22 protein-coding genes, 1 tRNA gene and 8 pseudogenes are annotated in these 26,585 nt (G+C 43.1%); 19 read left to right on the top strand and 12 right to left on the bottom strand.

Going from position 1 to position 26,585, the window contains the following annotated elements:
• Positions 1-86: 86 nt before the first annotated feature.
• Genes G7Y90_RS03360 through G7Y90_RS03350 form a run of 3 tightly spaced genes read left to right on the top strand, consistent with a single transcriptional unit; the run spans position 87 to position 1,226 of the window.
• Positions 87-755, top strand: coding sequence for a hypothetical protein (locus G7Y90_RS03360; protein WP_250163380.1), 669 nt, complete (start codon positions 87-89; stop codon positions 753-755).
• A complete protein-coding gene (locus tag G7Y90_RS03355) occupies positions 728-919 on the top strand; it encodes a hypothetical protein (RefSeq protein WP_250163379.1) in 192 nt (63 codons plus the stop codon). Before G7Y90_RS03360 ends, G7Y90_RS03355 begins: the two co-directional genes overlap by 28 nt.
• 4 nt (positions 920-923) lie before the next feature.
• The gene (locus G7Y90_RS03350; RefSeq protein ID WP_250163378.1) at positions 924-1,226 is read left to right on the top strand and encodes a hypothetical protein; all 303 of its coding nucleotides are present in this window, start codon (positions 924-926) and stop codon (positions 1,224-1,226) included.
• Between the two features lie 108 nt (positions 1,227-1,334).
• Here G7Y90_RS03350 and G7Y90_RS17665 read toward each other — a convergent pair whose 3' ends face one another.
• The gene (locus tag G7Y90_RS17665; protein WP_284143816.1) at positions 1,335-1,592 is read right to left on the bottom strand and encodes an alpha/beta hydrolase; all 258 of its coding nucleotides are present in this window, start codon (positions 1,590-1,592) and stop codon (positions 1,335-1,337) included.
• On the bottom strand, positions 1,585-2,733 hold the full coding sequence (locus tag G7Y90_RS17660; RefSeq protein ID WP_284143815.1) for an alpha/beta hydrolase fold domain-containing protein: 1,149 nt from the start codon (positions 2,731-2,733) through the stop codon (positions 1,585-1,587). The genes G7Y90_RS17665 and G7Y90_RS17660 overlap by 8 nt, the downstream gene beginning before the upstream one ends.
• Before the next feature lie 454 nt (positions 2,734-3,187).
• On the opposite strand from G7Y90_RS17660, the pseudogene grpE reads away from it, so the two are divergent.
• Together grpE and dnaK are read left to right on the top strand one after the other, a co-directional pair.
• Positions 3,188-3,789, top strand: a pseudogene (grpE, locus tag G7Y90_RS03340) (nucleotide exchange factor GrpE).
• A 192-nt stretch (positions 3,790-3,981) separates the two neighbouring features.
• A pseudogene (dnaK, locus tag G7Y90_RS03335) lies at positions 3,982-5,921 on the top strand (molecular chaperone DnaK).
• A gap of 108 nt (positions 5,922-6,029) precedes the next feature.
• On the opposite strand, the gene G7Y90_RS03330 reads toward dnaK, so the two are convergent.
• Positions 6,030-6,839 carry a methyltransferase domain-containing protein gene (locus G7Y90_RS03330; RefSeq protein WP_250163377.1) on the bottom strand — a complete coding sequence of 270 codons (810 nt, stop codon included), beginning with the start codon at positions 6,837-6,839 and terminating at the stop codon, positions 6,030-6,032.
• 74 nt (positions 6,840-6,913) lie between these two features.
• Complete coding sequence (locus tag G7Y90_RS03325) at positions 6,914-8,146, bottom strand: 8-amino-7-oxononanoate synthase (RefSeq protein ID WP_250163376.1); 1,233 nt, start codon at positions 8,144-8,146, stop codon at positions 6,914-6,916.
• Between the two features lie 307 nt (positions 8,147-8,453).
• Between G7Y90_RS03325 and G7Y90_RS03320 the strand changes: the two genes are divergently transcribed.
• The 10 genes and pseudogenes from G7Y90_RS03320 (at position 8,454) to G7Y90_RS03280 (ending at position 13,506) form a co-directional block, all read left to right on the top strand.
• Complete coding sequence (locus G7Y90_RS03320; RefSeq protein ID WP_045447593.1) at positions 8,454-8,999, top strand: porin family protein; 546 nt, start codon at positions 8,454-8,456, stop codon at positions 8,997-8,999.
• Between the two features lie 111 nt (positions 9,000-9,110).
• Entirely contained in the window at positions 9,111-9,653 is a 543-nt protein-coding gene (locus G7Y90_RS03315) for a porin family protein (protein WP_045447596.1), read from the top strand.
• Positions 9,654-9,862: 209 nt separating this feature from the next.
• Positions 9,863-10,039, top strand: a complete 177-nt coding sequence (locus G7Y90_RS03310; protein ID WP_250163375.1) for a hypothetical protein — start codon at positions 9,863-9,865, stop codon at positions 10,037-10,039.
• The gene (locus tag G7Y90_RS03305) at positions 10,020-10,409 is read left to right on the top strand and encodes an outer membrane protein (protein ID WP_250163374.1); all 390 of its coding nucleotides are present in this window, start codon (positions 10,020-10,022) and stop codon (positions 10,407-10,409) included. Before G7Y90_RS03310 ends, G7Y90_RS03305 begins: the two co-directional genes overlap by 20 nt.
• Before the next feature lie 180 nt (positions 10,410-10,589).
• Positions 10,590-11,087, top strand: a complete 498-nt coding sequence (locus G7Y90_RS03300; RefSeq protein ID WP_087816353.1) for an NfeD family protein — start codon at positions 10,590-10,592, stop codon at positions 11,085-11,087.
• Between the two features lie 15 nt (positions 11,088-11,102).
• A pseudogene (locus tag G7Y90_RS03295) lies at positions 11,103-11,962 on the top strand (SPFH domain-containing protein).
• 346 nt (positions 11,963-12,308) lie between these two features.
• Complete coding sequence (locus tag G7Y90_RS03290) at positions 12,309-12,551, top strand: hypothetical protein (protein WP_250163373.1); 243 nt, start codon at positions 12,309-12,311, stop codon at positions 12,549-12,551.
• Between the two features lie 37 nt (positions 12,552-12,588).
• The gene (locus tag G7Y90_RS18385; protein ID WP_349773410.1) at positions 12,589-12,756 is read left to right on the top strand and encodes an esterase-like activity of phytase family protein; all 168 of its coding nucleotides are present in this window, start codon (positions 12,589-12,591) and stop codon (positions 12,754-12,756) included.
• 61 nt (positions 12,757-12,817) lie between these two features.
• A complete protein-coding gene (locus G7Y90_RS17655) occupies positions 12,818-12,994 on the top strand; it encodes a hypothetical protein (RefSeq protein ID WP_284143814.1) in 177 nt (58 codons plus the stop codon).
• The gene (locus tag G7Y90_RS03280; protein WP_284143813.1) at positions 12,991-13,506 is read left to right on the top strand and encodes an esterase-like activity of phytase family protein; all 516 of its coding nucleotides are present in this window, start codon (positions 12,991-12,993) and stop codon (positions 13,504-13,506) included. The genes G7Y90_RS17655 and G7Y90_RS03280 overlap by 4 nt, the downstream gene beginning before the upstream one ends.
• 278 nt (positions 13,507-13,784) lie before the next feature.
• Here G7Y90_RS03280 and hemN read toward each other — a convergent pair.
• The 3 genes and pseudogenes from hemN to G7Y90_RS03265 form a co-directional block, all read right to left on the bottom strand.
• Positions 13,785-15,324: pseudogene (gene hemN, locus G7Y90_RS03275) on the bottom strand (oxygen-independent coproporphyrinogen III oxidase).
• Between the two features lie 487 nt (positions 15,325-15,811).
• The gene (locus G7Y90_RS03270; protein WP_250163372.1) at positions 15,812-18,103 is read right to left on the bottom strand and encodes a penicillin acylase family protein; all 2,292 of its coding nucleotides are present in this window, start codon (positions 18,101-18,103) and stop codon (positions 15,812-15,814) included.
• The gene (locus G7Y90_RS03265; protein WP_250163371.1) at positions 18,081-18,239 is read right to left on the bottom strand and encodes a hypothetical protein; all 159 of its coding nucleotides are present in this window, start codon (positions 18,237-18,239) and stop codon (positions 18,081-18,083) included. The genes G7Y90_RS03270 and G7Y90_RS03265 overlap by 23 nt, the downstream gene beginning before the upstream one ends.
• A 370-nt stretch (positions 18,240-18,609) precedes the next feature.
• On the opposite strand from G7Y90_RS03265, the pseudogene G7Y90_RS03260 reads away from it, so the two are divergent.
• Positions 18,610-20,176: pseudogene (locus G7Y90_RS03260) on the top strand (YifB family Mg chelatase-like AAA ATPase).
• A gap of 45 nt (positions 20,177-20,221) precedes the next feature.
• On the opposite strand, the pseudogene G7Y90_RS03255 reads toward G7Y90_RS03260, so the two are convergent.
• The 4 genes and pseudogenes from G7Y90_RS03255 to G7Y90_RS03240 form a co-directional block, all read right to left on the bottom strand.
• Positions 20,222-20,921: pseudogene (locus G7Y90_RS03255) on the bottom strand (phosphoglycolate phosphatase).
• A gap of 164 nt (positions 20,922-21,085) precedes the next feature.
• Positions 21,086-21,585 (bottom strand): annotated as a pseudogene (locus tag G7Y90_RS03250) (DUF4385 domain-containing protein).
• A gap of 616 nt (positions 21,586-22,201) precedes the next feature.
• A tRNA-Phe gene (locus tag G7Y90_RS03245) sits at positions 22,202-22,277 on the bottom strand.
• A 122-nt stretch (positions 22,278-22,399) separates the two neighbouring features.
• A complete protein-coding gene (locus G7Y90_RS03240) occupies positions 22,400-22,822 on the bottom strand; it encodes a hypothetical protein (RefSeq protein ID WP_250163370.1) in 423 nt (140 codons plus the stop codon).
• Between the two features lie 402 nt (positions 22,823-23,224).
• Here G7Y90_RS03240 and hisB point away from each other — a divergent pair, with 402 nt between their 5' ends.
• From hisB to G7Y90_RS03225, 3 genes are all read left to right on the top strand, one after another.
• A complete protein-coding gene (gene hisB / locus G7Y90_RS03235; RefSeq protein WP_250163369.1) occupies positions 23,225-23,896 on the top strand; it encodes an imidazoleglycerol-phosphate dehydratase HisB in 672 nt (223 codons plus the stop codon).
• Positions 23,896-24,543 carry an imidazole glycerol phosphate synthase subunit HisH gene (gene hisH, locus G7Y90_RS03230; RefSeq protein ID WP_250163368.1) on the top strand — a complete coding sequence of 216 codons (648 nt, stop codon included), beginning with the start codon at positions 23,896-23,898 and terminating at the stop codon, positions 24,541-24,543. Before hisB ends, hisH begins: the two co-directional genes overlap by 1 nt.
• 183 nt (positions 24,544-24,726) lie before the next feature.
• On the top strand, positions 24,727-25,119 hold the full coding sequence (locus tag G7Y90_RS03225; RefSeq protein WP_109592215.1) for a hypothetical protein: 393 nt from the start codon (positions 24,727-24,729) through the stop codon (positions 25,117-25,119).
• Positions 25,120-25,244: 125 nt separating this feature from the next.
• On the opposite strand, the pseudogene G7Y90_RS03220 reads toward G7Y90_RS03225, so the two are convergent.
• Positions 25,245-26,566: pseudogene (locus G7Y90_RS03220) on the bottom strand (valine--pyruvate transaminase).
• Positions 26,567-26,585: the final 19 nt, after the last annotated feature.

Raw genomic sequence — 26,585 nt, 5'->3', positions numbered from 1 at the left:
CATATCTAAATGGTAGAGGCTTTTATTTGCTCTTCTAATTAGCTAAAAGCATACTGCATTGACGCCATCATACTCAAGGATTCTTCATGCGCTACGCATTTTTTATCACCATTTTTGCGCTATTGCAGTTGTTTAGTGTCGGTGCAGCTCTAAGCGTGCAATGGTGGTTACAGCCTTGGCAGACAGCAGGTTTGCAAACTTCGGTATGGGTCATCATATTCATTATTACCAACGGTTTGCTGCTACTCAGTGTCAATAGAGCATTTGCCAATAGCTATCGCTGGATCAGTGGTTGGATGTTGGTCATGCATTTTATGTTATTGACAGCATTAGTTACCAGCCTATTTTATGGTGGATATTGGTTGGTCACATCGCTAACCGGTGATGTACTCGCTACATCTGCGCCAGTCGATTTTGGATTGCGCATATTGGCATTGGCAGTGTTTATCGGATTGTTTGTTTATGCCCTATATAGCGCTTATGCGCCTGTGGTACGTGAGTTATCTATTTATATTGATAAGCCTTTGGCTAAGCCGCTACGTATTGCGGTCGCTAGCGATTTGCATATCGGGAGATTGTTTGGGATTGGCGCAATAGATAGACTGCATCGTCTGATTGTGCAGCATAAAGCAGACATATTGCTGATGCCGGGCGACATCATGGATGACATATACAGGCATTTACTAAATATAAAATGGCAGAAAGCTTGGCTGAGTTATGCGAAAGCTTGCCGTATGGGGTCTATGCGACTTTAGGTAATCATGATTTATACGGGCACGAGCAGCCGATTGTCCAAGCGTTGCGTGCTGCTGGCGTGCAGTTGTTAAATGATGAAGTCATACGTCTCACACACCAAGGGCAAGTACTTTGGTTGATGGGACGCTTCGACAACCATAAGCGTCAGCGCGTCCACGACTGAGCTGTTGACGCAGGTCAATAGCGCTGAGCCATTGATATTGTTAGACCACAGACCAAGTGATATTGCCGAGCACAGCCAAATGCCGATTGATTTGCAGCTCTCTGGGCATACCCATAACGGTCAGATATTCCCCGCCAACTTCATTGTCAGTGCTATCAATCGCTTGGGCTATGGCTATGAGGTTATCGATAATAGTCACTTTGTGGTGTCGTCTGGTTACGGCTTTTGGGGCATTCCATTTCGCTTGGGTTCGCGCTCAGAGATTTGGCTGATCACTTTGAATGGTCAGGTTGAAGATAACGTTTAAGAAAGTAATATTTAAGAAAACAATGCTTAAAAAAGTAACGTTTAAATAATGGCAGTACCATTCTATTTTATAATAAACCAGCACTCTCTTATACAACTGTGTTGATAACTATGCCGCTAATTGTGACTGGGTATTGATAACGTCACGCACAAAGCTCGCAAACCCTTTAATAATATCGTCTGTTGCTTGTCCGATACCTTGATGAATACTCATAAAATGAATAAAACCATGCGGCGCACCCAGAATGGTATGAGTCTCGACTGCTATACCATGCACCTTTAATTGCTTTGCATAAGCAAATGCTTCATCACGTAATACGTCTAATTCTGCGGCGACAATATAAGTCGGGCATACTTTACTATTCACCAAGCATCGGACAGTTAAGGATATGCTGGCGTGGCAAGGGGCTGTTATCTAAACAAGCAGCATCAAATACAGCCACATCGGCATGATCCAATAATAATCCCTCACCATATAACTCCCAACTTGGATAATCCGTTTCGATATCCGTCACAGGATATAAAGGCATTTGTGCAAGCGGCTTTGGTAAGCGCTCTAATAAATCGAACATTTTTTGACCTGTACTGCCCAGATCTGACCATGCGACTTGCGAGGGCGCAGTAAGTTGTTGGGCAATCAAAGTGGACAATCCGCCGCCAGCACTATCGCCTGCTAGCACGATTCGCGAGGGTAAAGCGCCTAAGGTATGGCAGTGCTCAGCCAGCCAAGCGTAGGCAGTGATACAGTCTTTTAATGCGGCTGGTGCTGGATGCTCAGGTGCTAAGCGATAATCAACACTGACTATCGGCCAGCCCGTCTGCTCACAAACCGTGTGGCAAAATTCATGATGGGTATTGACATCACCAATACAAATCCACCCCCATGAAAATAACAGTACTGTTTCATCAGAATTATGAGTATCCGCTTTTTTGAACCCTAAGCCATGAGAGCTCGCGTCTGATTGATAACAGCGAATGGTCATATCGCCATCATCAGCGTTGGCAATCACTTTGTCTTCCCAATGCACAAGTTTCTGATTTTTTTTCGTAAATCGCTTCATGTTGCCGATGACATTGTCACTTGTTTGCTGCCATACGTATGGCGCTTGCATCGCCACGGCGTCAGCGGCGAACCTTTCGCGCAGCTCATGCATTGGTGTCAGCTCAAGAGGCGTTTTAAGCTTACTATTCACAGCGAGAATCAAACGCAGGTGAGCATCGGCGTGCAGGTATTGTTTCGACGTCGGTCCTTTCAAATACCCAACCAAGCTCTCTAATAGTGGCGTTGGCAGATAGCCGACTCCTTTCATGGCATAGTGCAAGGTATGCGGCTGGCAAGTCGTCAACGGGTTATAGCTAAGCACTTTTTGTTTGACGGTCAAACGATTCTCTTGAGTGCCATTTTCTTCTTTTATATCATTATCTATACGATCTGTTGCTGCGAGCTTTATCGTCATCAGCGCTTTATTTAATAGCGCATTGATTGATAACACGGTTGATTTAGACATAACACTTCTCGTTAATGATTGTCAGTATGCGTTGTCATATATGAGCGTTTACTTTGATATGAGCCATACTATTTGTAGCAATAGTAGAGTAATCAAAAATAAAGTTGAGTATTGTTTGGTAATGGCTTATGTACCAATGGTAAGTTTTTTGGAATAAGTACTACTTTCTTGTAGCTTTTGTTAATGACTATTTATACCCATTGACAGCATATAAGACTCAGTTTTGAGCGCTTTAATGCAGGTTTAGGCAGCATTTGTTGTAAATTAGAAAAATTCCTATGGCTTAGGCTTGAAATTTGCCGCCACCACCTTTATCAAGCAACTAGTAAAGCGTATTAATAAAAACAATGAGTAAGACTGATTAACTATTTGATAAGAGCACAGTATCACTAGCAAATAGTGCGTTTGTTGCCTCTTATATCAATCGTCATTATTAAAATTCTAAGGAGCCATCATGAGCGAGAAAAATACCAACCACGAATCGCCTGAGCAAAATGTGGCGCATGACAATATTGAACACAGTGACAGTATTTTAGAAGAAACCATGAAAGAGTTTGATCCAAAGCATAACTCAGGTGAAGAGATGACCATCGAAAATGAAATCGATATCGACACCTTTAAAGCGCGCATCGCTGAACTAGAAGGTGAAGTGAAGCAAGCTAAAGACACCGCACCGCCCGTGCCAATGCCGAAGCTTACAATGCACAAAAACGCATGGAGCAAGAGGCGGATAAGAGTAAGCGTTTTGCCTTGCAGAAATTTGCCAAAGAGCTATTAGAAGTGGTCGATAATTTAGAACGCGCCATCGAAAGCGCCCATGCCGATGACCCTGTTACAGAAGGGGTGAGACTGACGCACAAAGCGTTATTGGACGTATTAAATAAGAACGGCGTCGAAATGGTTGACCCGCAAGGCGAGAAATTTAATGCTGATTTGCATGAAGCGGTGGGTATTGATGAAGAAGCGGAAGCTGATACTGTCGGTACTGTATTACAAAAAGGTTATAGCTTGAACGGTCGTTTATTACGCCCAGCCATGGTACGTGTTGGGCAGTAGTACTAGAAATTGGATTTTTAGTGTGCTAAACCCTACTATTATTAAGGGTTTTCACAAAAAGTCACACGAAAGACAAATTTTGCATCATGATTGACTTGAAAAAATCCATAAGTAAACCGATATATATAGCAACAAGAGATCAACCACGGTCTGAATAGATAAATACTTAAAACAAATTAGGAGCAAATAATTATGGGTAAAGTAATTGGTATTGATTTAGGTACGACTAACTCGTGTGTCGCAGTGATGGAAGGTGACAAAGTCAAAGTCATCGAAAATGCTGAAGGTACTCGTACAACACCATCTATCGTTGCTTATAAAAACGATGAAATTTTGGTGGGTCAGTCAGCCAAACGTCAAGCGGTCACCAATCCAAACAATACGTTGTTTGCGATTAAGCGTTTGATTGGTCGTCGTTTTGATGACAAAGTCGTGCAAAAAGACATCGGCATGGTACCTTACAAAATCGCCAAAGCAGATAACGGTGATGCATGGGTAGAAATTAATGGTAAAAAATTAGCACCACCACAGGTTTCTGCTGAAATCTTGAAAAAAAAAAAACAGCAGAAGACTATCTTGGTGAAACTGTTACTGAAGCGGTTGTAACCGTACCAGCTTATTTTAATGACTCACAGCGTCAAGCAACAAAAGACGCGGGTAAAATTGCAGGTCTTGATGTAAAACGTATCATCAACGAACCAACAGCTGCGGCTCTTGCGTACGGTATGGACAAGAAGCAAGGCGATAGCACTGTTGCTGTTTATGACTTGGGTGGTGGTACTTTTGACGTATCAATCATCGAAATCGCTGACGTTGATGGCGAGCAGCAGTTTGAAGTACTAGCAACCAATGGTGATACATTCCTTGGTGGTGAAGACTTTGACTCAGCATTGATTGATTATTTGGTTGATGAGTTCAAAAAAGACCAAGATGTCAATTTGAAAGGTGACTCATTGGCGATGCAGCGTCTAAAAGAAGCGGCAGAAAAAGCGAAAATTGAGTTATCAAGTGCCCAAAGCACTGAAGTGAACTTGCCTTATATTACTGCAGACAGCAATGGTCCTAAGCATTTGGTGGTCACTATCAGTCGCTCAAAACTTGAGAGCTTAACTGAAGAGTTGGTACAACGTACCATGGGTCCTTGTAAGATTGCCCTTGAAGATGCTGGCATAAAAATTGGTGACATCGATGATGTTATCTTAGTTGGTGGTCAGACTCGTATGCCACTGGTACAGCAAAAAGTACAAGAGTTCTTCGGTCAGGAGCCACGTAAAGATGTGAACCCTGATGAAGCAGTAGCGGCAGGGGCTGCGATTCAAGGCGCGGTATTGTCTGGTGAAAAAACAGACGTATTGTTACTTGATGTGACGCCACTAACGCTTGGTATCGAAACGATGGGTGGTGTCATGACACCAGTTATTGAGAAAAACACCATGATTCCTACTAAGAAATCACAGGTATTCTCAACGGCTGAAGACAACCAACCAGCTGTGACTATCCAGGTTTATCAAGGTGAGCGTAAAATCGCTAACCAAAATAAACAGCTTGGTCGTTTTGATTTGACGGATATTCCACCAGCACCACGTGGTCTACCGCAAATTGAAGTTACTTTTGACATCAATGCTGACGGTATCATGAATATCTCAGCAACTGACAAAGGTACGGGTAAAGCGCAAAGCATCCAGATCAAAGCAGATTCTGGCTTGACGGATGAAGAAATCGAGCAAATGGTTCGTGATGCAGAAGCCAATGCTGCAGAAGACGAAAAATTCGCTAACTTAGCGCAAGTTCGTAACGAAGCAGATGGTCGTATTCATGCGGTACAAAAAGCGTTGAAAGATGCTGAAGATAAAGTAACTGCTGAAGAAAAATCAACAGTAGAAGCTGCTATCTCTGAGCTTGAAGCGGTGATGAAAGAAGATGATCATGATGACATCAAAGCCAAGCTTGAAGCATTAGACAATGCCTTCTTGCCAGTTAGTCAGAAGATTTATGCTGATGCAGGCGCAGGTAGCGAGGGCATGGATCCAAGCCAGTTCCAACAAGGCGCGGACAATGCAGCAGATAGCAACCAAGCTGATGATGACGTCGTTGATGCTGAGTTTACTGAAGTAGACGAAAACAAAAAATAATTGTGATTTAGTAACTAAACGCAGTTAAAAAAAAAAACGCATCCTTCGGGGTGCGTTTTTTTATGGCTGTTATTTATAAGAAATATCCTACCATTCTATATCTTGTCTTCATGATTTAAAGGCACTCACTATCAGTACTTCATAAGTCAAATGGACAATAGGTTGACCGTCGTCATCTTGCGCCGAAAAATGTTGCCAATAATCAGACTCAAACTGTTGCAAGCGTGCCTTTGTCCATATAAAGGGCTGGGTGCTGTTGGCTTTTACTTGCGTCTGATTGGTCGATACGCCCGTCAATTTCATATGTTTTAGGATGGCGTAAGGACTGGTAAACGGTAACTCGAAACGCTGAGTGGACAATTCAATTTTCTCAAAACCAGCACTAATCAGTGCCAATCGCCACTTAATGATATCGGGATAGTGAAGACCCTGATCCGTTAGAGTCTTTATTTGCAAAAAGTTATTTGGCGTAAAAGTGTTAAACAGCAGTTGACCTCCAGCTTGCAAACGGCGTGCTGATTGCGCAACAAAGTTTAAGGGGTCATCAAACCACTGCACAGCATTGGCACTGATTATTAAGCTATGCTCATCCTCAAAGTCCATCGTTTCAGCATCTCCAATTGCTATGTCAGCATTAGGCAATATAGATTGTAAAGTAGCCACTTGTTCAGCGCATAATTCATTGATCAGCCAATATTGACTTTGAATGTGTGCTGCGAGTAGGCGGGTCATTTGACCAGTTCCTGCACCGACTTCAAGCACACTGTCGTGTTCAGTGTGAGTGAGTTTGTCTATTAAATATTGACAGACTTGCTGCTGAACATGGGCATGCTGGTCATAGTCGCTGGCATTGGCAAAATGACGAGCGATGGTTTGTTTTCTGGTGCTAAAGTTATCAGGCGTGGCGAGTGTTTTCATACGGTTTATTATATCCAAGTGAGCCAATTATCAATCGATAGCAGGACTGACGTCGCTGATGTATAACAACAGATTTATAATTGTTGTATCAATTGTTCGCAGTCTTCATCTGTCAGCTTGGCATTCATCACCAAACGGATACGAGCGGTATTTATAGGCACAGTGGGTGGCCTGATAGGCAGTGCGTAAAAACCTGCTGCTTGCAATTGTTGTGCTTTGGCAAGCGTGCTGGCATTGTCGCCCAAGATATAAGGCACAATCGGTGATTCATAGTGTGGATGCTGGGTGTTTTGGAACGCACGGTATCTTGGCTCGATGGCTTGACTAAGCTTGGTAGACAACCGCGCTAAATGCGCCCGTTGATTATTTAGCATTGGCATTTTTGCTAAAATAAATCGCGTCCATGCGTGATTGATAGGGGGTAATGCAGTACTAAAAATTAGCGGGCGCATGCGGTTAATTAGCCATTGCTTGACGACATCATCGCACATGATATAAGCACCCACCGAGGCAAACGCTTTACCGAAAGTACCGACCAAATAGTCAATATCAGCCAATGTCTGCGTTTCTTCCGCTAGTCCCAAGCCTGTATCACCTAATACACCGATGGCATGAGCCTCATCGACATACAGTTCGATACGAGCATCGCTAGCTTTTAAGTGTACCAGTTGACATAAATCCGCACGATCACCATCCATACTAAAGATGCTCTCAGTGACAATAATGATGCGCTCAATGTCTGGCGCTGCTTGCTCAATAAACGTCGCCAAGTGTTCATAATCATTGTGACGATAACGACGATAGCTGACAAGTTTGCTTTGGCTCAACCGCAACCCATCGATAATGCTGGCATGTACCAGCTTGTCAGCTAAGATCAGTGTTTTGACTGGCAAGGCTGTCAGGGCTGGCAATATACCAAGATTGGCATGATAGCCGCTATTCAATACCAACACCGATTTTGAGGCAGAGATATCACGTTTGCCGACAGCGGTTTGATACCATTCCTGCAGCTCAGACTCTAGCGCTTGTAGCTGTGCATCATTTCCAGTGAGCAAGCGTGAGGACGTCGCACTCATTTTAGGCACTTGTGCGACTGATAACAGTGTTAGTTGACTGAGAAATTCGTTTTGTAATGCGGTGTCGCCGCCTAAGCCCAGATAATCGTTACTGGCGATATTGAGTAAGGTTTGACCTTCGCTAATAACGTATCGCCCATGATGTTGGAGATTGGGTAATTGACGATATTGTTGGGTGGCTTTGAGTGCTGTAAGCGCTTCTTGTAGGCGGCTAGTTATACGTCCAGTCATTATTTTTACCTTAAAATATTCGGTATCTCTTATTGTTTTATGCTTATTTCTGCTAGAAAGGCGATGAAATGAGTAGGGATTATTGCATAAACTCAGTGGTTGTAACAAAAGATTTCATATCTTTGCCTTTGTAACCCAAGCACTGATAAATACTTGCAAATCTTAACTCTCATACCATCAAACACTGACAGACGACTTGAAATAGTTTGTTACTATATACCCATCGTTAGCAAACAAGGCGATAGGGCTATAAAAGCCAATATAAATAGATAACTTGTTTGTCCAAATTGATTTTAAGGAGCTAATAATGAAAACTCTACAAAAAACGCTACTTGCACTAGCAGCTGGTTCTTTGTTAACTGTTGGCGCACAGGCCGCTACTTCTTATAGCAACGGTTACACTGGTCAGCCGTATGTCGGCGTCAAAGTCGGTCAGTTTGATCTAGATATCGACAATGCAGACGATCCAACTGCTTATGGTGTCTACGGTGGTTATAACTTCGATCAAAACTTCGGTGTCGAAGCAGAGTATGTAGGTTCAGATGATGCTGATTACAGAAACGGTGATCTTGATGCCAAAACTTATGGCGCATATGGTACGGCACGCTACCAGTTCCCAAACACTGGCTTATACGCCAAAGGTAAGCTAGGGGTTGCTAAAACTGAAGTAGAAGGTGATTACACCGTTGGTCCAGCTAAAGTTTCGAGATCTAGCAGCGACACAGGTCTTGCTGGTGGTGTAGGTCTTGGTTACTCAGTGAATCCTAACTTTGGTGTCGAAGCTGAATACTCAATGATGGACAGTGATGTCGATGCCAAACTACTTACTGTTGGCGCTCAGTTGAAGTTCTAAAGCCAAAACGATTTATCAGCTAAACGAGTGATAGAAGATGGCAACGATAATTTTTTCTCATCCAGATACTTTATAGACGAATAATTAAAAATATAACCCTAGGGGAACACTATGAAAACTTTACAAAAAACGTTACTTGCATTAGCAGCTGGTTCTTTATTAAGCATGGGTGCACAAGCCGCCGTATCTTATGGCAACGGTTACACTGGTCAGCCATACGTTGGTGTAAAAGTCGGTCAGTTTGACTTAGATGTAAACGGTGCTGATAAGCCAACCGCTTATGGTGTCTATGGTGGTTACAACTTTGATCCTAACTTTGGTATCGAAGCAGAATATGTAGGTTCAGGCGATGCCGATTATTACAACGGTGATATCGATGCCAAGAGCTATGGCGCGTATGGTACTTATCGTTATCAGTTCCCAAATACTGCGCTATATGCCAAAGGTAAGCTAGGTGTTGCTAAGACTGAAATCGAAGGTAACTATATCGTTGAAGACTCTAATAGAAAAACCATTTCTAACGACGATACCAGCCTTGCAGGTGGTGTAGGCCTTGGTTATTCGGTTAACCCAAACTTCAGTGTTGAAGCTGAATATGACATGTTAGGTAGCGATGCAGATCTAATGACTGTTGGTGCTCAGCTAAAATTCTAAGTTTTTGATTAGCAGTATGATAACTAAAAAACGCACCCTTCGAGGTGCGTTTTTTTGTACGATAAAAAACACTGTAAGCGTCATTAAAAAAGAGTGCATTCGAAATAAGGTTCTGTTAATATCTCGAATTCGACAATAGTTCAGCTAACTTATATGCTCTGTTATTTTCATTCAGATGGTATTTTTAGTTTTATTTAACAGGAAGATATATGAATACTTTACAAAAAGCTTTGATCGCCCTATCAGTTGGCTCTTTATTGAGTGTCAGCGCGCAAGCGGCAGTTAACTATGCAGGTCAGCCGTATGTTGGTGTAAAAGCTGGTAAGTTCATGGTAGATGCTGATGATCTAGATGATCCTACTGCTTATGGTATTTGCTGGTTATAACTTTGATCCTAACTTTGGTGCTGAAGTTGAATATGTAGGCTCTAGTGACACTGATATTGATACAGGTACCAGACTTCTTAAGGGTGAATATGACCTTAAAACTTATGGTGCTTACGGTACTTACCGTTATCAATTCCCTAATACTGGTTTATATGCCAAAGGTAAGTTAGGGTTTGCTAAAGCTGAGATTGATGCGTCTTTAAGTGACGTACTTGGAAACACTATTAGTGAAAGCGATAGCGATAGTGGTGTTGCTGGTGGTATTGGTTTGGGTTATAACTTTAACCCTAGCATGAGCGTTGAAGCTGAATATGATTATGTCGCTGAAGATATTACTCTATTAACTTTAGGTGCTCACATTAAGTTTTAATAAGTTGATTAAAGAAAAAAGAAACGATCGCTTTGGCGGTCGTTTTTTTATGCTCTAAGTTTTAATATGTGTTTCTTACTTTTTTCGAAGTATACACATCATATATTGATGATTTTTAAGAAATTACTAACAAAAAGTGCTACATTAAAAGTTAGAATGATAAAGATAGGGAATGTAGTGATGATGGAGATGCTTTGGATGATTGAACCTTGGCACTGGTTAGTCTTAGGTTTCATATTGCTGATCATTGAGATGTTTGTGCCGACATTCGCCAGCCTTTGGTTTGGTGCCGCTGCCATCATCGTTGCCGCGCTTTCGTGGCTATTGCCTATTTCTGTCTCTGTGCAAATTATTATTTGGTTGGTGCTTTCTGCCATATTCTTGCTGGCATGGTTCAAGTTTATTAAACCCTTATCAGTAGATCGCACCAAAGCAGGCTTGGGTGGTAGTGTTATCGTTGGTGAAACTGGCATGATTATCGTCCAGCCACAGCCAGATAGAGCGGGCACCGTCAGATTCAGTGTTCCTATTGTTGGGGCAGCGGAGTGGATGTGCCGCACTACGGGTGAGCCGGTGGCGGTCGGCGATCGAGTGGTGGTGACCGATATTGTCGGTAATGAGCTGATTGTGAGCAGTATGAAATCGCAGGCAGCGATTAATAAAGACATGCAATTATAATAATAAGGATGAATTATGGAAAGCTTTAGCATTGTCATGGTGGTTTTGGTTGCACTGGTTGTCTTTACGGTTTTCAAAGGCGTTCGAATCGTGCCACAAGGCTATAAGTGGGTGGTGCAGCGATTGGGCAAATATAGCCAAACACTAGAGCCAGGTCTCAACCTTATATTCCTTTCGTTGATGATGTCGCTTATAAAGTGACGACCAAAGACATTGTTCTTGATATTCCCTCACAAGAGGTCATTACGCGAGACAACGTTGTTATCATTGCCAACGCCGTGGCGTATATCAATATCGTGCGCCCAGATAAGGCCGTTTATGGCATTGAAGATTATGAATATGGTATTCGTAATTTGGTGCAGACGTCACTACGTTCAATTATCGGTGAGATGGATCTTGATAGTGCATTATCTAGCCGTGATGAAATCAAAATGAAGCTAAAGCATGCGATATCAGAAGATATTGCGGACTGGGGTATCACCCTAAAGACAGTAGAAATTCAAGATATTAATCCATCGCAAACGATGCAAGCATCAATGGAAGAGCAGGCAGCGGCAGAGCGTCTGCGCCGTGCGACAGTGACTCGTGCTGATGGTCAAAAGCAAGCGGCTATCTTAGAGGCAGATGGACGTTTAGAGGCGTCACGTCGTGATGCCGAAGCACAAGTGGTATTGGCGAGAGGTTCTGAAGAGTCTATTCGCTTGATTACTAATGCAATGGGCGAGGAAGAGATGCCTATTGTCTACTTACTTGGTGAACAATATATTAAGGCGATTCGTGAGCTGGCAGAGTCTGACAATGCAAAAATGGTGGTATTACCTGCTGATATTTTAAGTACCATCAAGGGTATGGTGGGTGACAAGCTTAAGGTTTAATAAATAATGTGTAGCCATGTGTTATAGCATTAACTCTTAAAATGGTCAGTGAGCTTATTAGGCGCTGGCTATTTTTTCGACTGTCAATTGTGCTGAACGCTACATCTAATAAATTACTCATATGGTTCGTTTAACAAGAATAAAATATATCAGGGATAAAAATGACTATAAAAAATATTAATACAGAAATCATTCAAATAAAAGACTTTATCCAAGGCATTGCACTACCTTATACCGTGCTCGATGGTACGCATATCAATGCTGCGTATCCTGAGAGGAAGCTTGAGATTAGAGGGGGTGGGGCTCAGATGCAGCGGCTCATCCAACCAATGCCAAGCAATTTTATGTGCTCACCGATCGCGGTCCCAATGCGGATTTCGAAGGTAGTGCAGGCAAAGGTAAACAGTTTTTAGTACCTGACTATACACCGCGCATCGGACTGTTTGAGCTACAAGCAACTGGGCAAATTATTAAGATCAAAGAGATACTGCTAAAAGACGAAAATGGCAATCCTATCTCTGGGCTACCGAATCCACAGCACTCGGCGGAACGAAGTAAGTCCCTTACGATGTCGACGGCCAGCCGATGACCATGAATCCCAACCCTACCTTTTGATGCAGTGACCAATCCTATCAAAACGATATCAATGTTTAGATCCTGAAGGACTTGCTGCGCTCACAGATGATAGTTTTTGGATCAGTGATGAGTATGGTCCTCATTTGGTTCATTATAATGCGCAGGGGTGGAGATTGAGCGTATCAATGCCTTTGCCAGCGATCAGCGCAATAATGTAATTGTTAATGGTCACCCGATTTTCTACCCGCAGAATTCACCAAACGTCGTGCAAATCGCGGTATGGAGGCATTAACGATTACTCCAGATCAGAGCACACTGGTGGGTATTATGGAGTCTTCTATGGACAACCCTGATAAGTCAGGTCGTGTCTCTAGTTTTGACGCGCATCGTCACTATCAATCTATACTCTGGTCAAATAGCACAGTATTTATCGTCTCGATCATGCTCACCATGTGACTTCAGGTATCGTTGCGATTAATAATCATGAGTTTTATTTGATTGAACATGATCGCAAGTTTCCGCTACAAGACAAGTCTGCGCAAAAGCTCATTTATAAAATTGACCTCTCGCAGGCGACTGATATTGAGAATATTTTAAATACAGATAATATCAAGCAAGATCATGTATTAGGTTTAATGATCAATGGACAAACGCTTGAGCAGCTTATTGCAGCCGATGAAAAAAATTGGCAATTGCTGAAGGAATTGGCAATCAAACCAGTCAAGAAAACCTTGGCAGTCGACGTTCTCGCGACTGTAGAGTATCCGCATGATAAGTTAGAAGGTTTGTGGTTGCGTCGAGACGGCTCATTGGGTTTACTAAATGACGATGACTTTGCGATGACGGATTCAATGATTGCCAACGCTAAAAGCACAATTGAGCAAAAATATTTAGACAGTGAAAAAACAATAGAAGATGCAAATAGGCTATATATGGTGATGCCTTCTGAATGTGGTGATGGCTACTGAGTAGGCTAGGGCATGTCCTCAATTCAATTGATCATATCTAAACGGGCTAAAAATGGCTAAATTTTGCCAAACATCGTTAAATAGCTGGTTAATATCCCGATATTATCTGCGCTATTTTCCTCGTTTGACTGCAATTTATCTCATTTTTATCACCATTTTTGAAATGAGGACACGCCCTAGAGGTATTTTTCGTCAATCATCAGCTTTATTAAACACCATAAAAAAGACCTCGATTAAGGTCTTTTTTATGACTGCTTTTAATTTATGGAACAAAACAATCAAATAACTTTTGAGAAACGATTCTTATGTTTTTCTCAAGATATTCATCAAATACCATGGCGACGTTACGACCTAATAATCGACCTTTTGGTAGCACGCGAATACCAGCCGCGTCCATATCGATGAGCTTGTCTTCTTGCATGGCGCTAAGTTGTTGAATCTCATTGATAAAGTAAGTGATGGCATCGATACCAAATTTTTGATTGACGTCTTTAAAGTCGATATAGTCGTGACAGAGTAGATTCATAATCACATATTCACGCAAGCGATCTTTGATAGATGTTTTGATGACTTTTACCGCAGGCATGACAGCCGAGTTATTTTGTGCAGCATCGATATTTGCTTGATAAACTGATAAATCTGTATCATTTTGCAAAATATAGCGGGTATTGGCATTGGCAATTTGACTGATAGAGGAGACGCCGAAGCCCAATAAATCACAATCGCCCATGATGGTATAACCTTGAAAGTTACGATGCAGTTTGCCCTCACGCTGCGCCACGGCTAATTCATCATCAGGCTTGGCGAAGTGATCAATACCGATATATTGATAGCCAGCTTCGGTCAGCGTATTGATAGTATTGCCAAGCATCGTCAGCTTGGCTGCTGGGTCTGGCAAATCGGCTTCTTTAATCTGGCGCTGGGCCTTAAAACGTTCTGGCAAGTGTGCATAATTAAATACTGACAAGCGATCCGGCGACATCTCGATGATACGGCGTACCGTTTTATCCAAGGTTGCGGGTGTTTGATGCGGCAAACCATAAATTAGGTCGATATTGATAGAGTGAAAACCTAGATCACGTGCCTCATTTAACACATTTTCAATGAGCTCTGCTGAATGTACACGATTGACGGCGATTTGTACCGTTTCATCGAGGTCTTGTACACCTAAACTGATACGGTTAAAGCCAAGGTTACGCAATACTTTTAACGTCTCGCCACTCAGCTCACGTGGGTCAATTTCAATAGAGTAATCGCCTTTGTCTTCAGGTAAGAATTCAAACTGAGTTTGTAAAAACTCCCACAGTTGAACCATTTCTTCATCACGCAAAAATGTTGGCGTACCCCCACCCAAATGCAGCTGTTTAACGAGGGGTTTGCTACTACCTTCTGGGACAGATAGCAGGCGGCGTTTGTGCTTAATCTCAGCGATTAAATACTGCAAATAATCGCCTGAGTCGCTATTTTTCTTGGTGATAATTTTATTGCAAGCGCAGTAATAGAGTGACGACGACAAAAAGGAATATGAAAATATAAAGACAGTGGTGCACGAGCTTCACGGTTCTGAAGGATCTTTGCCTCAAGACCATCAGAGATGGGTGAGAACTCTAAAGCGGTCGGATAGGAGGTATAACGTGGTCCTGAACGATTGTATTTATTAATGATAGCTTCATCAAAGGCAGGTAGCTGCTTACTCATCATACTGCCACGCGTACTGGCATAAGGACTTTCTGATTGCATAACAGGGCGTGTCGTGGTCGGTTGCTCTCCTGCACGATTGTAAGGCTGCTGAGTATTTAATTCTGAATGTTCTGTCATGCGGTACTCCTCGTTTTGACCTTGAGTATTACTGTTCTTACATCTCTAACGACCAAATATCTGAAAGCCAGTAGGTGTTTGATAGATGGTTAATAACCATAATAAGTCTGTTATCAATAATAATTTTCACAGCGCTATATGCTGCTAAATTGATAGCCATCAATAAGCACTAGTATAACAAATCCTTGTTTGCAGTGGGGTGGTGGGCGAGTTTTCTTACATACAAACTGTCTATGATAAGTCCATTTGGTTTTGGCAATTATACTCATACCCCTCTTGCGGTTAGCTGGCTAAGTGCTGGCATCATGATGAATCGACGATATTCAAACAGGCTGCTTCCATAAAGTGAAAAAAACCTCAGCATATATCTGAGGTCTTTTTATCACTAATTTAAGTACTCATTAATTTAAGTTATCATTAATTTAAGTTACGTCAAACTTATTCTTTTAGCTGAATTTTATTGCCAACGGCTTGGTTGCTAACGTCACTAGCATTGAAGGGTAGGCGAATCCATTTTTAGTGAGTAGCGACGACTCTGGTCACGATGGAACGGTCGAGTAGTATCAGAAGCTTGCGAGTAACCTAGTAATGCTTCTGCTACAGGGCCACCGCTATCAAAGGTAACGGTTTGCATATATGTCGGACCAAAATTAATGAGGTAGTTTGCGCCATCATTAGCGCTTGTGCCTCTCGTTTCTGCAACATTGAATACACCTTCACGACCAAAGCCACCATGCATAGCAATACGCTCGCCGTTTTTACCAGTATCAACGATATACTGCAAATCAGATAAAGACGCATCAAGAGCGATATTTTTATCTTGGAAGAACTTAATGGAATCTCCTAAAGCAGTACGTGTATCCGAACTAATAATTAAACCACGAGGCGTATTGACTGGGTCTTTTGCATCGAACTTAACACTGAATATCGTATCCGTCGTTTCATTGAAATCCACATTACGCCAAAATTCTCTAAAGACATGAGCACCTTTGCTATCTAAATTATTACGACGATCCCAATTACTCAAGATATTACAAGCATTAGTTGCATCAATAGTAGAGCCACCCGTCAAAGGTAAGTTAGCATTCGCTCGACAATCTGCTAATACGTCGTCGAGTACCAACTCAGCGACATAACTGCGGTTACCATAGACGACCTCTTGCATATTGTTTAAATTGAAGTTAGTACCGCCCAAGTTATCTTTATTACTGAATCGATCTTGTATTTGAACCAGTCCCATACGTGAGCGCATAAGCAATGGAACACCATCTGCTGGACTAGCACCTAAGAAGGGGGCTAAACGACGACGTAGGAGCGGTGAAAATCCAGTCAGTGGTTGCTCTAAATTGCTTAACCAATAGCTATCGTTCGAGTTAGCAACATAATCATCGCGGATCAAGAAAGGTAAGTTTGAGCGCCCAAAAATACCCGCTTGCGGTGAGTCTGTATCAACTCCCCATTCACAGGCAGCGGTACTACCATTCAGTGCTGGCAAGTCAGAGGCAATTAAAGCACCAAGGAAGGGGCCAGATGCAGCACTACTACAAGCTTCAAGCTTAGCTTTGGTCACATTCGGTACGGTTGAGATGTCAGCATAGAGTGCCTTACCATTACGGTCGGTAGCAATAGTATTAACAAATCCAAGACCAAGGACGCTTTGCATTCTATCGACTAAGTCCTCAATGCTCGTAGCCTTATTCATACTACGCCACTGATTGAGTGCTCTTGGGTTTTCAGAGGCGGCATCACGGATAGTATAAGCTAGATTATTAGCGCCCCATGCTGGTAATTGACCATTGAGTAAATTGACCGCTAACATAGGTCCATATTGGGTGAGACAAATATTGTGAAGCGTCTGATTATTTGGTAGCTGAATAGTGACAGGAACGGTTTCGATATCGCGCTGCTCAGTCACACCAGCGCTATTAGTATAATTGTATTTGAGAGGATCTCCGTCAACTAGGCTAAGCTGATAAAGCGTAAAACGTTTGGCAGTGGATACGGTATGGCTCCATGCCACGTCTTTATTAAAACCGATGTTAGGGAAAGGCTGACCTTGCTGAGCCGCGCCCATCACATCCAGCTCACCTGGCATCGTTAAGTGAAATTGATAGAAGCGTTGGACGCCATCCCATGGCTCATGTGGATTGCCATACATGACCCCGCTATTAGTACCAGTCACCTCCTTACCAAAGGCATAGGCATTACTACCGCCACTCATCGCATTAATCGTATCCATATTGAATGCAGGTGCTGACTCTACGACAGGGTTTGCGACTGGAACACTACGCATTCTTGAGCTACCCTGAATGCCAGCAATAGAGGGCGGTGCCGCTGCTACAATGGGACCGACAAAATTAGATAAGCCACCACGTAGATTGGCTTTACCGTAGACCGTCAATAAATCATCGAGAGTAATCTCGCGTACCCATTCAGCATTGGCACAAGCAGGATCGATATTAGCCACGCCTTTATCACGTAGATAACGGCTATAGCCTGCTGCATAACCTGTCACAGCATCAATGACTTCAGGGTCTTGAGCTGCTAAAAATTCAGCTTTTCGCTTGTCAGTGTTGTACCACGTATAAAAAGCATCGCTAGCCAAATTACCGTCAGCGCCTAGATACAGCATACTCTGACCGCTAGCGACTACAACTTCACGCGCTAGTGAGCAGAAATTATCTTCTGCGAATGCATAACCGACGCCATAACCAAGGCCTTTGTAATCCTTTGCGGTGATGTGCGGTATACCGAACTCAGTGCTGAATATCGGCTTCATAATTAGTGGAAGGTGGTATGACATCATCGTCATTGAAACTATTGTCGCTGTCTGAGCAGCCGAATAGTCCTAAAGAGACTGCTACTGTCAGTAGCGTGAGTGTGGGCACACGCCGATTATGCCTCTTTATGCTCATAAGCTTATCCGTCCATGGTAGTAGGTATTATATAAAGTAGGTGTTATATAAATCTGCAGCAAAAAGCCGCCAACAAACTTTATATGATCAATAAAATCCTTTTATTGCCAATACTCTTGCTAATCTTTAATGCTTTGTAGTGCGATTAAGATTACCCAATACGTTAATAACATGGTTAACAGGCGTGAGAATCTTTGGATAATCTTTGGGGCAGCATAGCCGAATAAGACTGAGCGAAAGAGCATTCGTTTATCATATAACAACTGTTGATAACTATGCTAGTAAATAAAATGAGACAAGGAAACATGACATTTGCGCACTGATACATAATACTCTATTATCATTTATTCCCTATATTAGGAAAATGCTGATGTCGTTTGCTCAAGTCTATACCCGTTCAGTCGTCGGACTGCATGCGCCCAAGGTCATTATTGAGGTGCATCTGTCACAAGGGTTGCCAGCATTGACCATCGTCGGTTTGCCGGAGGCGGCGGTACGTGAGAGTAAAGACCGTGTACGCTCTGCGATTCTGAACTCTGGCTTTCAATTTCCTAATCGTCGTCTCACTATCAATTTAGCCCCCGCTGATTTGCCTAAAGATGGCGCACGTCTTGATTTACCGATTGCCATCGGAATCTTGGCAGCCAGTGATCAATTGGATCCAGAAGTATTATCAGGGTTTGAGTTTATCGGTGAGTTAGCGCTCAATGGGAATTTACGGCAAGTGACAGGCCTTAGCGGTGGCACGAGCGATCAAAGCTGAGGCGCTGGCGTCCAAGGTATTGCAGCTGGCAAATATCACTGAACAAGAGCTGAGCGAACCGCAGCCAAACCACAAACACCGCAGCTTATCGTACCGATTGATAATGGTGCTGAGGCTAGCCGTGTGGATGGCGTGACGATACTAGCCGCGCAAAGCTTAAAGACAGTTTGTGACCACTTACAGTCGTTAGCGAATCCAAGCGCAGCCTATGACTCTTTGGACGTTGTACAACCGAGTCCAGCACAGCAGCATGTTGGCTATCAAGTGGACTTGGCTGATGTCAAAGGACAGCATCATGCTCGGCGCGCGCTAGAGATTGCCGCCGCTGGTGGTCATTCGCTGTTGTTCACAGGGCCACCCGGCTCATTGCAACATTGGCCTACCGACCATATTGCCGGATTTGAGTGCTGAGGATGCGTTAGAAGTTGCCAGTACTTATTCAGTGGCAGACAGCGATTATGATTATGGGACAAGACCATTTAGGCAAGTTCATCACACTATATCAGCCGTGGCTTTGGTGGGTGGTGGCTCACGACCAAAACCGGGTGAAATTACCCTTGCCAATAAAGGCGTATTATTCCTTGACGAATTGCCAGAGTTTGATCGGAGTGTGCTTGAGGTATTGCGTCAGCCATTAGAAGCCAAGCAAATCACTATTAGCCGTGCCAACTCGCAGATGACTTTTCCGGCAAATTTCCAATTGGTCGCTGCCATGATGAATCCATGTCCATGCGGCTATGATGGCGATACCTCAGGGCGTTGTCGCTGTCGACCTGAGCAGATTAAACGTTACCAAGACAAACTATCAGGTCCACTGCTTGATCGCATTGATTTGCATATCACTGTACCTGCGCTGCCAATTGCCGACTTGCAAAATGCTCAAGCTGGCGAAACCTCCGAACAAGTGCGCGTTCGAGTTATTGCCGCACATAAACATCAGATGCAGCGGCAACAAAAGGTCAATAATGAGCTTAGCCCTAGCGAGATTGATAAATATATCCAACTAGGAGAGGGCGAACAGCAACTATTACAGCTCGCTCAGCAGCGTCTAAACTTATCGGCACGCGGTTATCATCGAGTATTGCGAGTGGCGCGTACCATTGCTGATTTGGCTGACAGTATCGATATTACAAGCGCTCATGTGTCTGAGGCGCTGAGTTATCGGAGCAAATAATAATTTCAAAGAATGGCTTAAATGAATTATTCTAATGTTCAAATTTTAGCTGTCTATCTTATAATTTTTGAAAATATATTCTACTAATGCCGCAAAGTCATCAAAGGCTTCGGTAGGATTTAGCTCACGGATATCTTGTCCATAATTATAACCATAAGACAGCCCGAAAGTATCCATATTAGCATTTTGTCCGGCTAAGATATCGTTTCTAGAATCGCCAATCATCACAGCTTGTTCTGGAGTGACGTTCAACGCTTTACAGACATGCAATAGCGGTGCTGGATCAGGCTTTTTAGTTGAGAGACTATCACCGCCTAATACTTCACTGAATAAGTCCTGCCAGCCAAAGGATTGCAATATTTTCGGTACAAAACGAATCGGCTTATTGGTCACTAGCGCCAGCGTAAATCCTGCCGCTTTTAGCTTTTTTAGTCCGCTATCGACATCTGGGTAAGCAACGGTTTTGCTACCACTGAGATTTTTGTAAGACTCAAAAAAGGTGCTCTGCGTGATTGGCTTCCTCGACCGTCAACTCGCCTTCTAACACTTCTACCTTACCTACTAGTGCGCGCTCTACCAGCAATCTTGAGCCGTTGCCTATCCAGTTTCGTATGGTCTCGATAGGGTAAGTCTTTTTGCCCAGCGTGGTTAACATCGCATTAGTCGAATCAGCCAAATCTGGCACACTATCAATGAGCGTGCCATCAAAATCAAAAATCAAAAGTTGCTTAATATCTACAGTCATTATTATTTGCCCACGCTATCAATTTTATACTTTTTTGGAGTATTAGCTCCAAGCCCTCATTACCTTAGCACAGCAAATCATGAATTCAATTATTTAACAGTCTGTCATTATAAGTATTTCTATCTTTTCAGGCTGAGGATAATTTTCATTGATATATTTTATGCTTATTCAACCTCTTTATAACGTTCGCGATGTTCCTTTTTCATTCTTAGATAATCTTCGTTCTCACGACACTCGTCCCATTTTTGTTTAAATATGCGCGCCGACTCTGCTTTGATTGGGTCTTCGATTTGTCGTGGCAACTCTTCGCGACCATGTGCGCCGCTCTGACCTTTTTATCATCGGGAACAGCACCTTTATACTTTTTGCCGCCTTTGTGATTGGCGTAACGACGGGCGCGGGTATAGCCCATTTGAATAAATTTGCGCGCCATATCTGCACCGACAAAGTCATCGGCCGCTAGATAGTCCAAAAACATCTGATAAATTGTTTCGCTGCTCTCAAGCGCAATATCAGGGGTCGCAAAGCGCCAGTGTGGCAGGATTTCAGACTTATATGGCTCTACCAATAAAACGCCTTGCTCGCCGCGACCGACCCGATACAGCTCAGGCTGCGCGCGCAAATCTAGGTTTTTATAATCCAAATCGTAATCGAACGCTCTCATCGATTTTCCCTATTAGTATTCGTCATCTGTCATATTTATCATTATCAATACTATCGAGTATACTGAGCGCCGCTGTCTAAAAAACAGCACAAAAATGTTATGCAACCGTGACAGTAAGCGTTTAGCATGAGAAGCATGGCGAATAGAATCAATCATTTAGCAGGTCTGAGTAGGTTAAAGTTATGACAGTTAATAAAAACATCCTTAATAGAATCAGTCTAGCTGGCTCGACTGTTACGATGTCTTTAAAAAGTATATTTATGATCGGTGCTGCTGCTCATCAGCGTATTAAGCACCAATGCTGCCCATAGCGCATGGTTTGAGCGGTTGATTCCGCAAGGAGAAACTTATACGGTACGCGAGATAGATCGTGATTTGGCGTTCGTGATTGATGGTTTCATTTATGATGCGCGCACTTCTTGCTTTTTAGCAGTGGGCGATAGAGTGATATTTTTTGAAGGGCGTCATGGTATCGATTACCGCGCGACGGTTTATGACTTAGACTCGCGTGAACGTTGCGAGGTGTTATTGAAGGCGTTTGTCATAAGCTTTTATTTTAGACATAAAAAAAGCCCCGAACATTGCTGTTTGGGGCTTTTTAGAATTCTTAAACGAATGGTGGCTCGAGGCAGGTTCGAACTGCCGACACACGGATTTTCAATCCGTTGCTCTACCGACTGAGCTATCGAGCCGTCTTCGTTGAGGCGCTATTAAACTAAATATAGGCGTTGCTGTCAAGTAGTTTTTGCATAATAGAAGATAAAAGACGATAAATAATCAAATATTGGCAAAATTAACAGTTTTTGCTCTCGATTTAGTCTTTAACACGCAGTAAATCATACTCGCTCATAATACGATGGATATCCGCATCGGCAGGGACAAATTGACGTACGCCTTTTTTTACCTCGGCATCATAAACCAGTTTAATAAACTTAGCATCGATAGCGCGACCGCGATTTTGCTGATGTACCGTTAAATATTGCAGACGCTTGGCGTCGGTTTGCCCATCATCAAAACAGGCAACTGCAGCGATAGGCTTGTCATTAAACATACCGACATATAGATATTGCCCGCGCTTAAAACCCTGCTCAACGATATTTAATACCTCGATACCATCAGGCTGCGCATCATCGCTATCATATAATGCCTGCAAGCGCTCTGCTAGCTCATTGTCGCGCGCAGGTTTTTTGATAAGTGGTGCATCCAAGCTATTAATGGCGATCGCTTCTAAAGGCATAGCAGTTCCTATAAACAGAGAGTTTCTATCGTATAAAGTAGCAGTATGACACAGCACAAAGTTATAACACGGCAAAAAGTCATAGAAAGTGGGCTGTAGAATATGATATCTAAAAGTCAGTGCAAGTCATGATTAATAATACTGAACACACTATTTTAGCAGAATGCGGTAATTTTGTGCGTGGTTTACCGCTTGGTCGTGGCAGTAAATGTTAGGGTTTGCTATGATGAGGCTAGATGATATTTAGTACGTACAAACCCTAATACCTTGATATCTTTTGTATATATCATTTTCTAATACATTTTTTGCTAGCGCTGATCCAGACACTAGTAAAATATTTAGGCATGTTTCGCCTTATTTATTGACCGCTTTTCACTGATAAAAAACTGATAGAGAGTAGCCATGACCGCCAATGCAATGACGACTGCTGATACACCTGAGCAAAATGTACCGAAAAACCACCTAAATCTACACGGTCGCCCTGAACGTATTGCGACCGTTGAGCGCATTACTGCTGAGACCCAAGTGACTTGTACCGTCAATCTTGATGGTACGGGTCAAGGGGTTGTAGATACTGGCGTGCCGTTTTTGGATCATATGATTGACCAAATCAAGCGTCACGGTTTGTTTGACTTAGAAATTAAATGCAACGGTGATACCTTTATCGATGACCATCATAGCGTTGAGGATACTGGTATTACCCTTGGACAAGCATTTAACAAAGCATTGGGTGACAAAAAAGGCATTCGTCGTTATGGGCATTTTTATGCGCCGCTCGATGAATCATTGACCCGCGCTGTCGTCGATCTATCAGGGCGTCCGGGTTTACACATGGACATTCCCTTTACCCGTTCGCATGTCGGTAATTTCGATGTTGATTTGTTCAGTGAGTTTTTCTATGGTTTCGTCAATCATTCTTGGATGACGGTGCATTTAGACAATCTCAAAGGCAAAAAAAACAGCCATCATCAAATCGAATCAACCTTTAAGGCTTTTGCTCGCGCCCTACGTATGGCTTGTGAATATGATGAGCGTGCACTTAATACGCTACCATCGACTAAAGAGGCGTTTTAATGGCTAAAGTAACCAAAATAGCGCTACTAGATTATGGCATGGGTAATTTGCATTCCGCCAGTAAAGCCTTGTCAGTGGTAGGGCAGGCAGAAGTCTCTATCACCAATGATCCTAAGGTTGTCGCTGCGGCAGACAAGATTGTCTTCCCCGGTGTCGGTGCGATGCGTGACTGTATCGCTGGCATGCATGAAGCAGGGATTGATGACGTCATACGCCATGCGGTGTTTAATAAGCCCGTTATGGCTATTTGTGTGGGCATGCAGGCATTGTTTGAGCAGTCCGCTGAAAATGGTGGTACAGACTGCTTGGGTATCTTAAACGGCACTGTAGAAGCATTTGACCCGATGTGGAAGGATCAGCAGGGCGCTACCATCAAAGTACCGCATATGGGTTGGAATACCATTAGCGGTATGGATTTTGACCACCCATTGTGGCAGGGTATTGATGACAATGCGCATTTTTACTTTGTGCATAGCTATTATTGCGAGCCTACTAACAGCTCACAAGTGGCAGCGATATGTGACTATGGTCAACCGTTTTGTGCCAGTGTCATCCAAGACAATTTATTTGCCACCCAGTTTCACCCAGAAAAAAGTCATACTGCTGGCTTGCAGTTGTTGAAAAATTTCGTCGAGTGGAATGTGTAAGTAGGCGATAAACGTGAAGTGAATATTTAATTTAGTAGAAGGTAGATTATCCATAATATAATCTGCCTTTTTTATGCTCAGCCATCACTTTGTAGCTGCCACTCTTTAACTATTATAGTTTAGCCATCATGGTTTAGTGATACTCTCAGTCGTTTTCTACTTGCTTATATTTGGAATACTCTAGTGGATTTTACCGCTTTTAAAATCAATGTTATTGAAGTATCTGGCCTTGCCAAAGACGCCTTACATATCTATGTCGGCGTCGGCATCTATCTTTTGTGTTTGCTTGTGCTGCGTCCTATCGTTAAAAAGCAAAGCATCAGATCATTCATGGCTTTAGTCGTCGTGACGGGCATTGCCTTATTGGGCGAGTATTTAGATAATCGAAATACGATTGAAGCATCAGGCATGGCTGGCTTAAGCCACGAACAGCTGGTCGCAAGCCTCCGCGATTTGATCAATACGTGCCTGCTGCCTTACGTGCTCTATGCATTGAATAAGTGGACGACACTCTTTCAGGCATCCATCAATAAGCCTAAATCATTGACCAAGCGCCATAAAAAAACGGACTATTAATCAGCCCGTTTTTTTTGTTTTGCTATTCGAGTTTATGATGGTTCTATTCACAAAAATTAGAGCAGCAAGAAAAACTCGTGTAAGTACTAGGTATGGTAGGCTAAACGAGTTTGACACCGCTAATCTTATTTTTTGGCTTCATCATACAACCACGAACCACTTCACCAATCGCTGCAATACCATCAGTCAGCGTCTGCTCATCAGCGGCGATACTCATACGAATACATTCATGCGCATGCTGATAATCGCTGACATCGACACCAGGGAAGAAATACTGACTTGGCACAATGAGCGTACCTTTTTCTTTTAAAATCTCGTACAGCTTAACCGTGGTAATCGGTAAGTCTTTAAACCATAACCATAAGAAAATCGCGCCTTCAGGCTTATGAATCATCAACGGATAATCACCCAATGCTTCTTTTAACAGCTTCACGGCAAGGGTCGCCTGCTTTTGATAAAACGGCTTAATCTCGTTATCGGCTAACTGCTTGATACGGTCATTTTCTACCAATGGCGTGGCAATCGCTGCACCAAAGCGTGTCGGTGCTAGATTCACCACCGCATTCATCGCGCTGACCGCTTCAATCACTTTCGCATCGGCAACGATAATACCCGTACGCATACCTGGCAGGCCAATTTTAGACAGGCTAAAGCACAGAATCGTATTGTTATCCCACGTCAAATGCGCGTCTGAATAGATGATATTAGGGAAGGGCATACCGTAGGCATTATCGATGATAAGCGGTATGTCATAACGTTTGGCAATCTCGGTCAAATGCGCCATTTCGTCATCAGTTAGCACGTTGCCAGTCGGGTTGGTCGGGCGTGAGCAGCAAATCGCGCCGATACGGCCTTCTTTTAGCGCTGGCAAGTTCTCTAACGCCTCAAAATCCACACGATATTTAAAAAAGCCTTCTTCGCCATCGTGCGTCACTTCATCGATATGCGGCAATACGGCTGCGAAATGCTGACCTTCCACATGCACATCGCTATAGCCAATATACTCAGGAGTCAATGGCAGTAGAATGGATTTGTCGACAGATTGGTTCTGCTCATCAGTGAACGCACCACCAAATAGATTAAACAGGTAGAAAAACGCATTTTGTGAGCCATTGGTCAGGGCGATGTTGTCCGCTGTGAGGTTCCAATCATAATGACGGTTAAAGAAGCCAACCAACGCATCGATAAAGGCGGCATCACCCTGCGGATTAGAGTAGTTTGCCATGCTGATAATCGCGCTACTGTTGGGTACGCCTGCGTCGTTATCAACACCAAGCGCCTTATACGTCTCCAAAAATAGCTCATTGACGGCATCAATTTTGGCAGGGTTACCACCGCCCAGCATGTTGACTGGCTGATCGCTTTTTAGCGCGTCGCCCAGATCATCCATCAATTGTGAGATGCCAGTGGGCTGGGTGAATTTTTGACCGAACTTTGAGAATTTCATAAGACTACCATGCTGTTTT

Origin of the sequence: Psychrobacter sp. WY6, assembly GCF_018448495.1 — a bacterium.
Classification (GTDB): domain Bacteria; phylum Pseudomonadota; class Gammaproteobacteria; order Pseudomonadales; family Moraxellaceae; genus Psychrobacter.
This window is presented reverse-complemented; position numbering and strand designations above follow the sequence as displayed.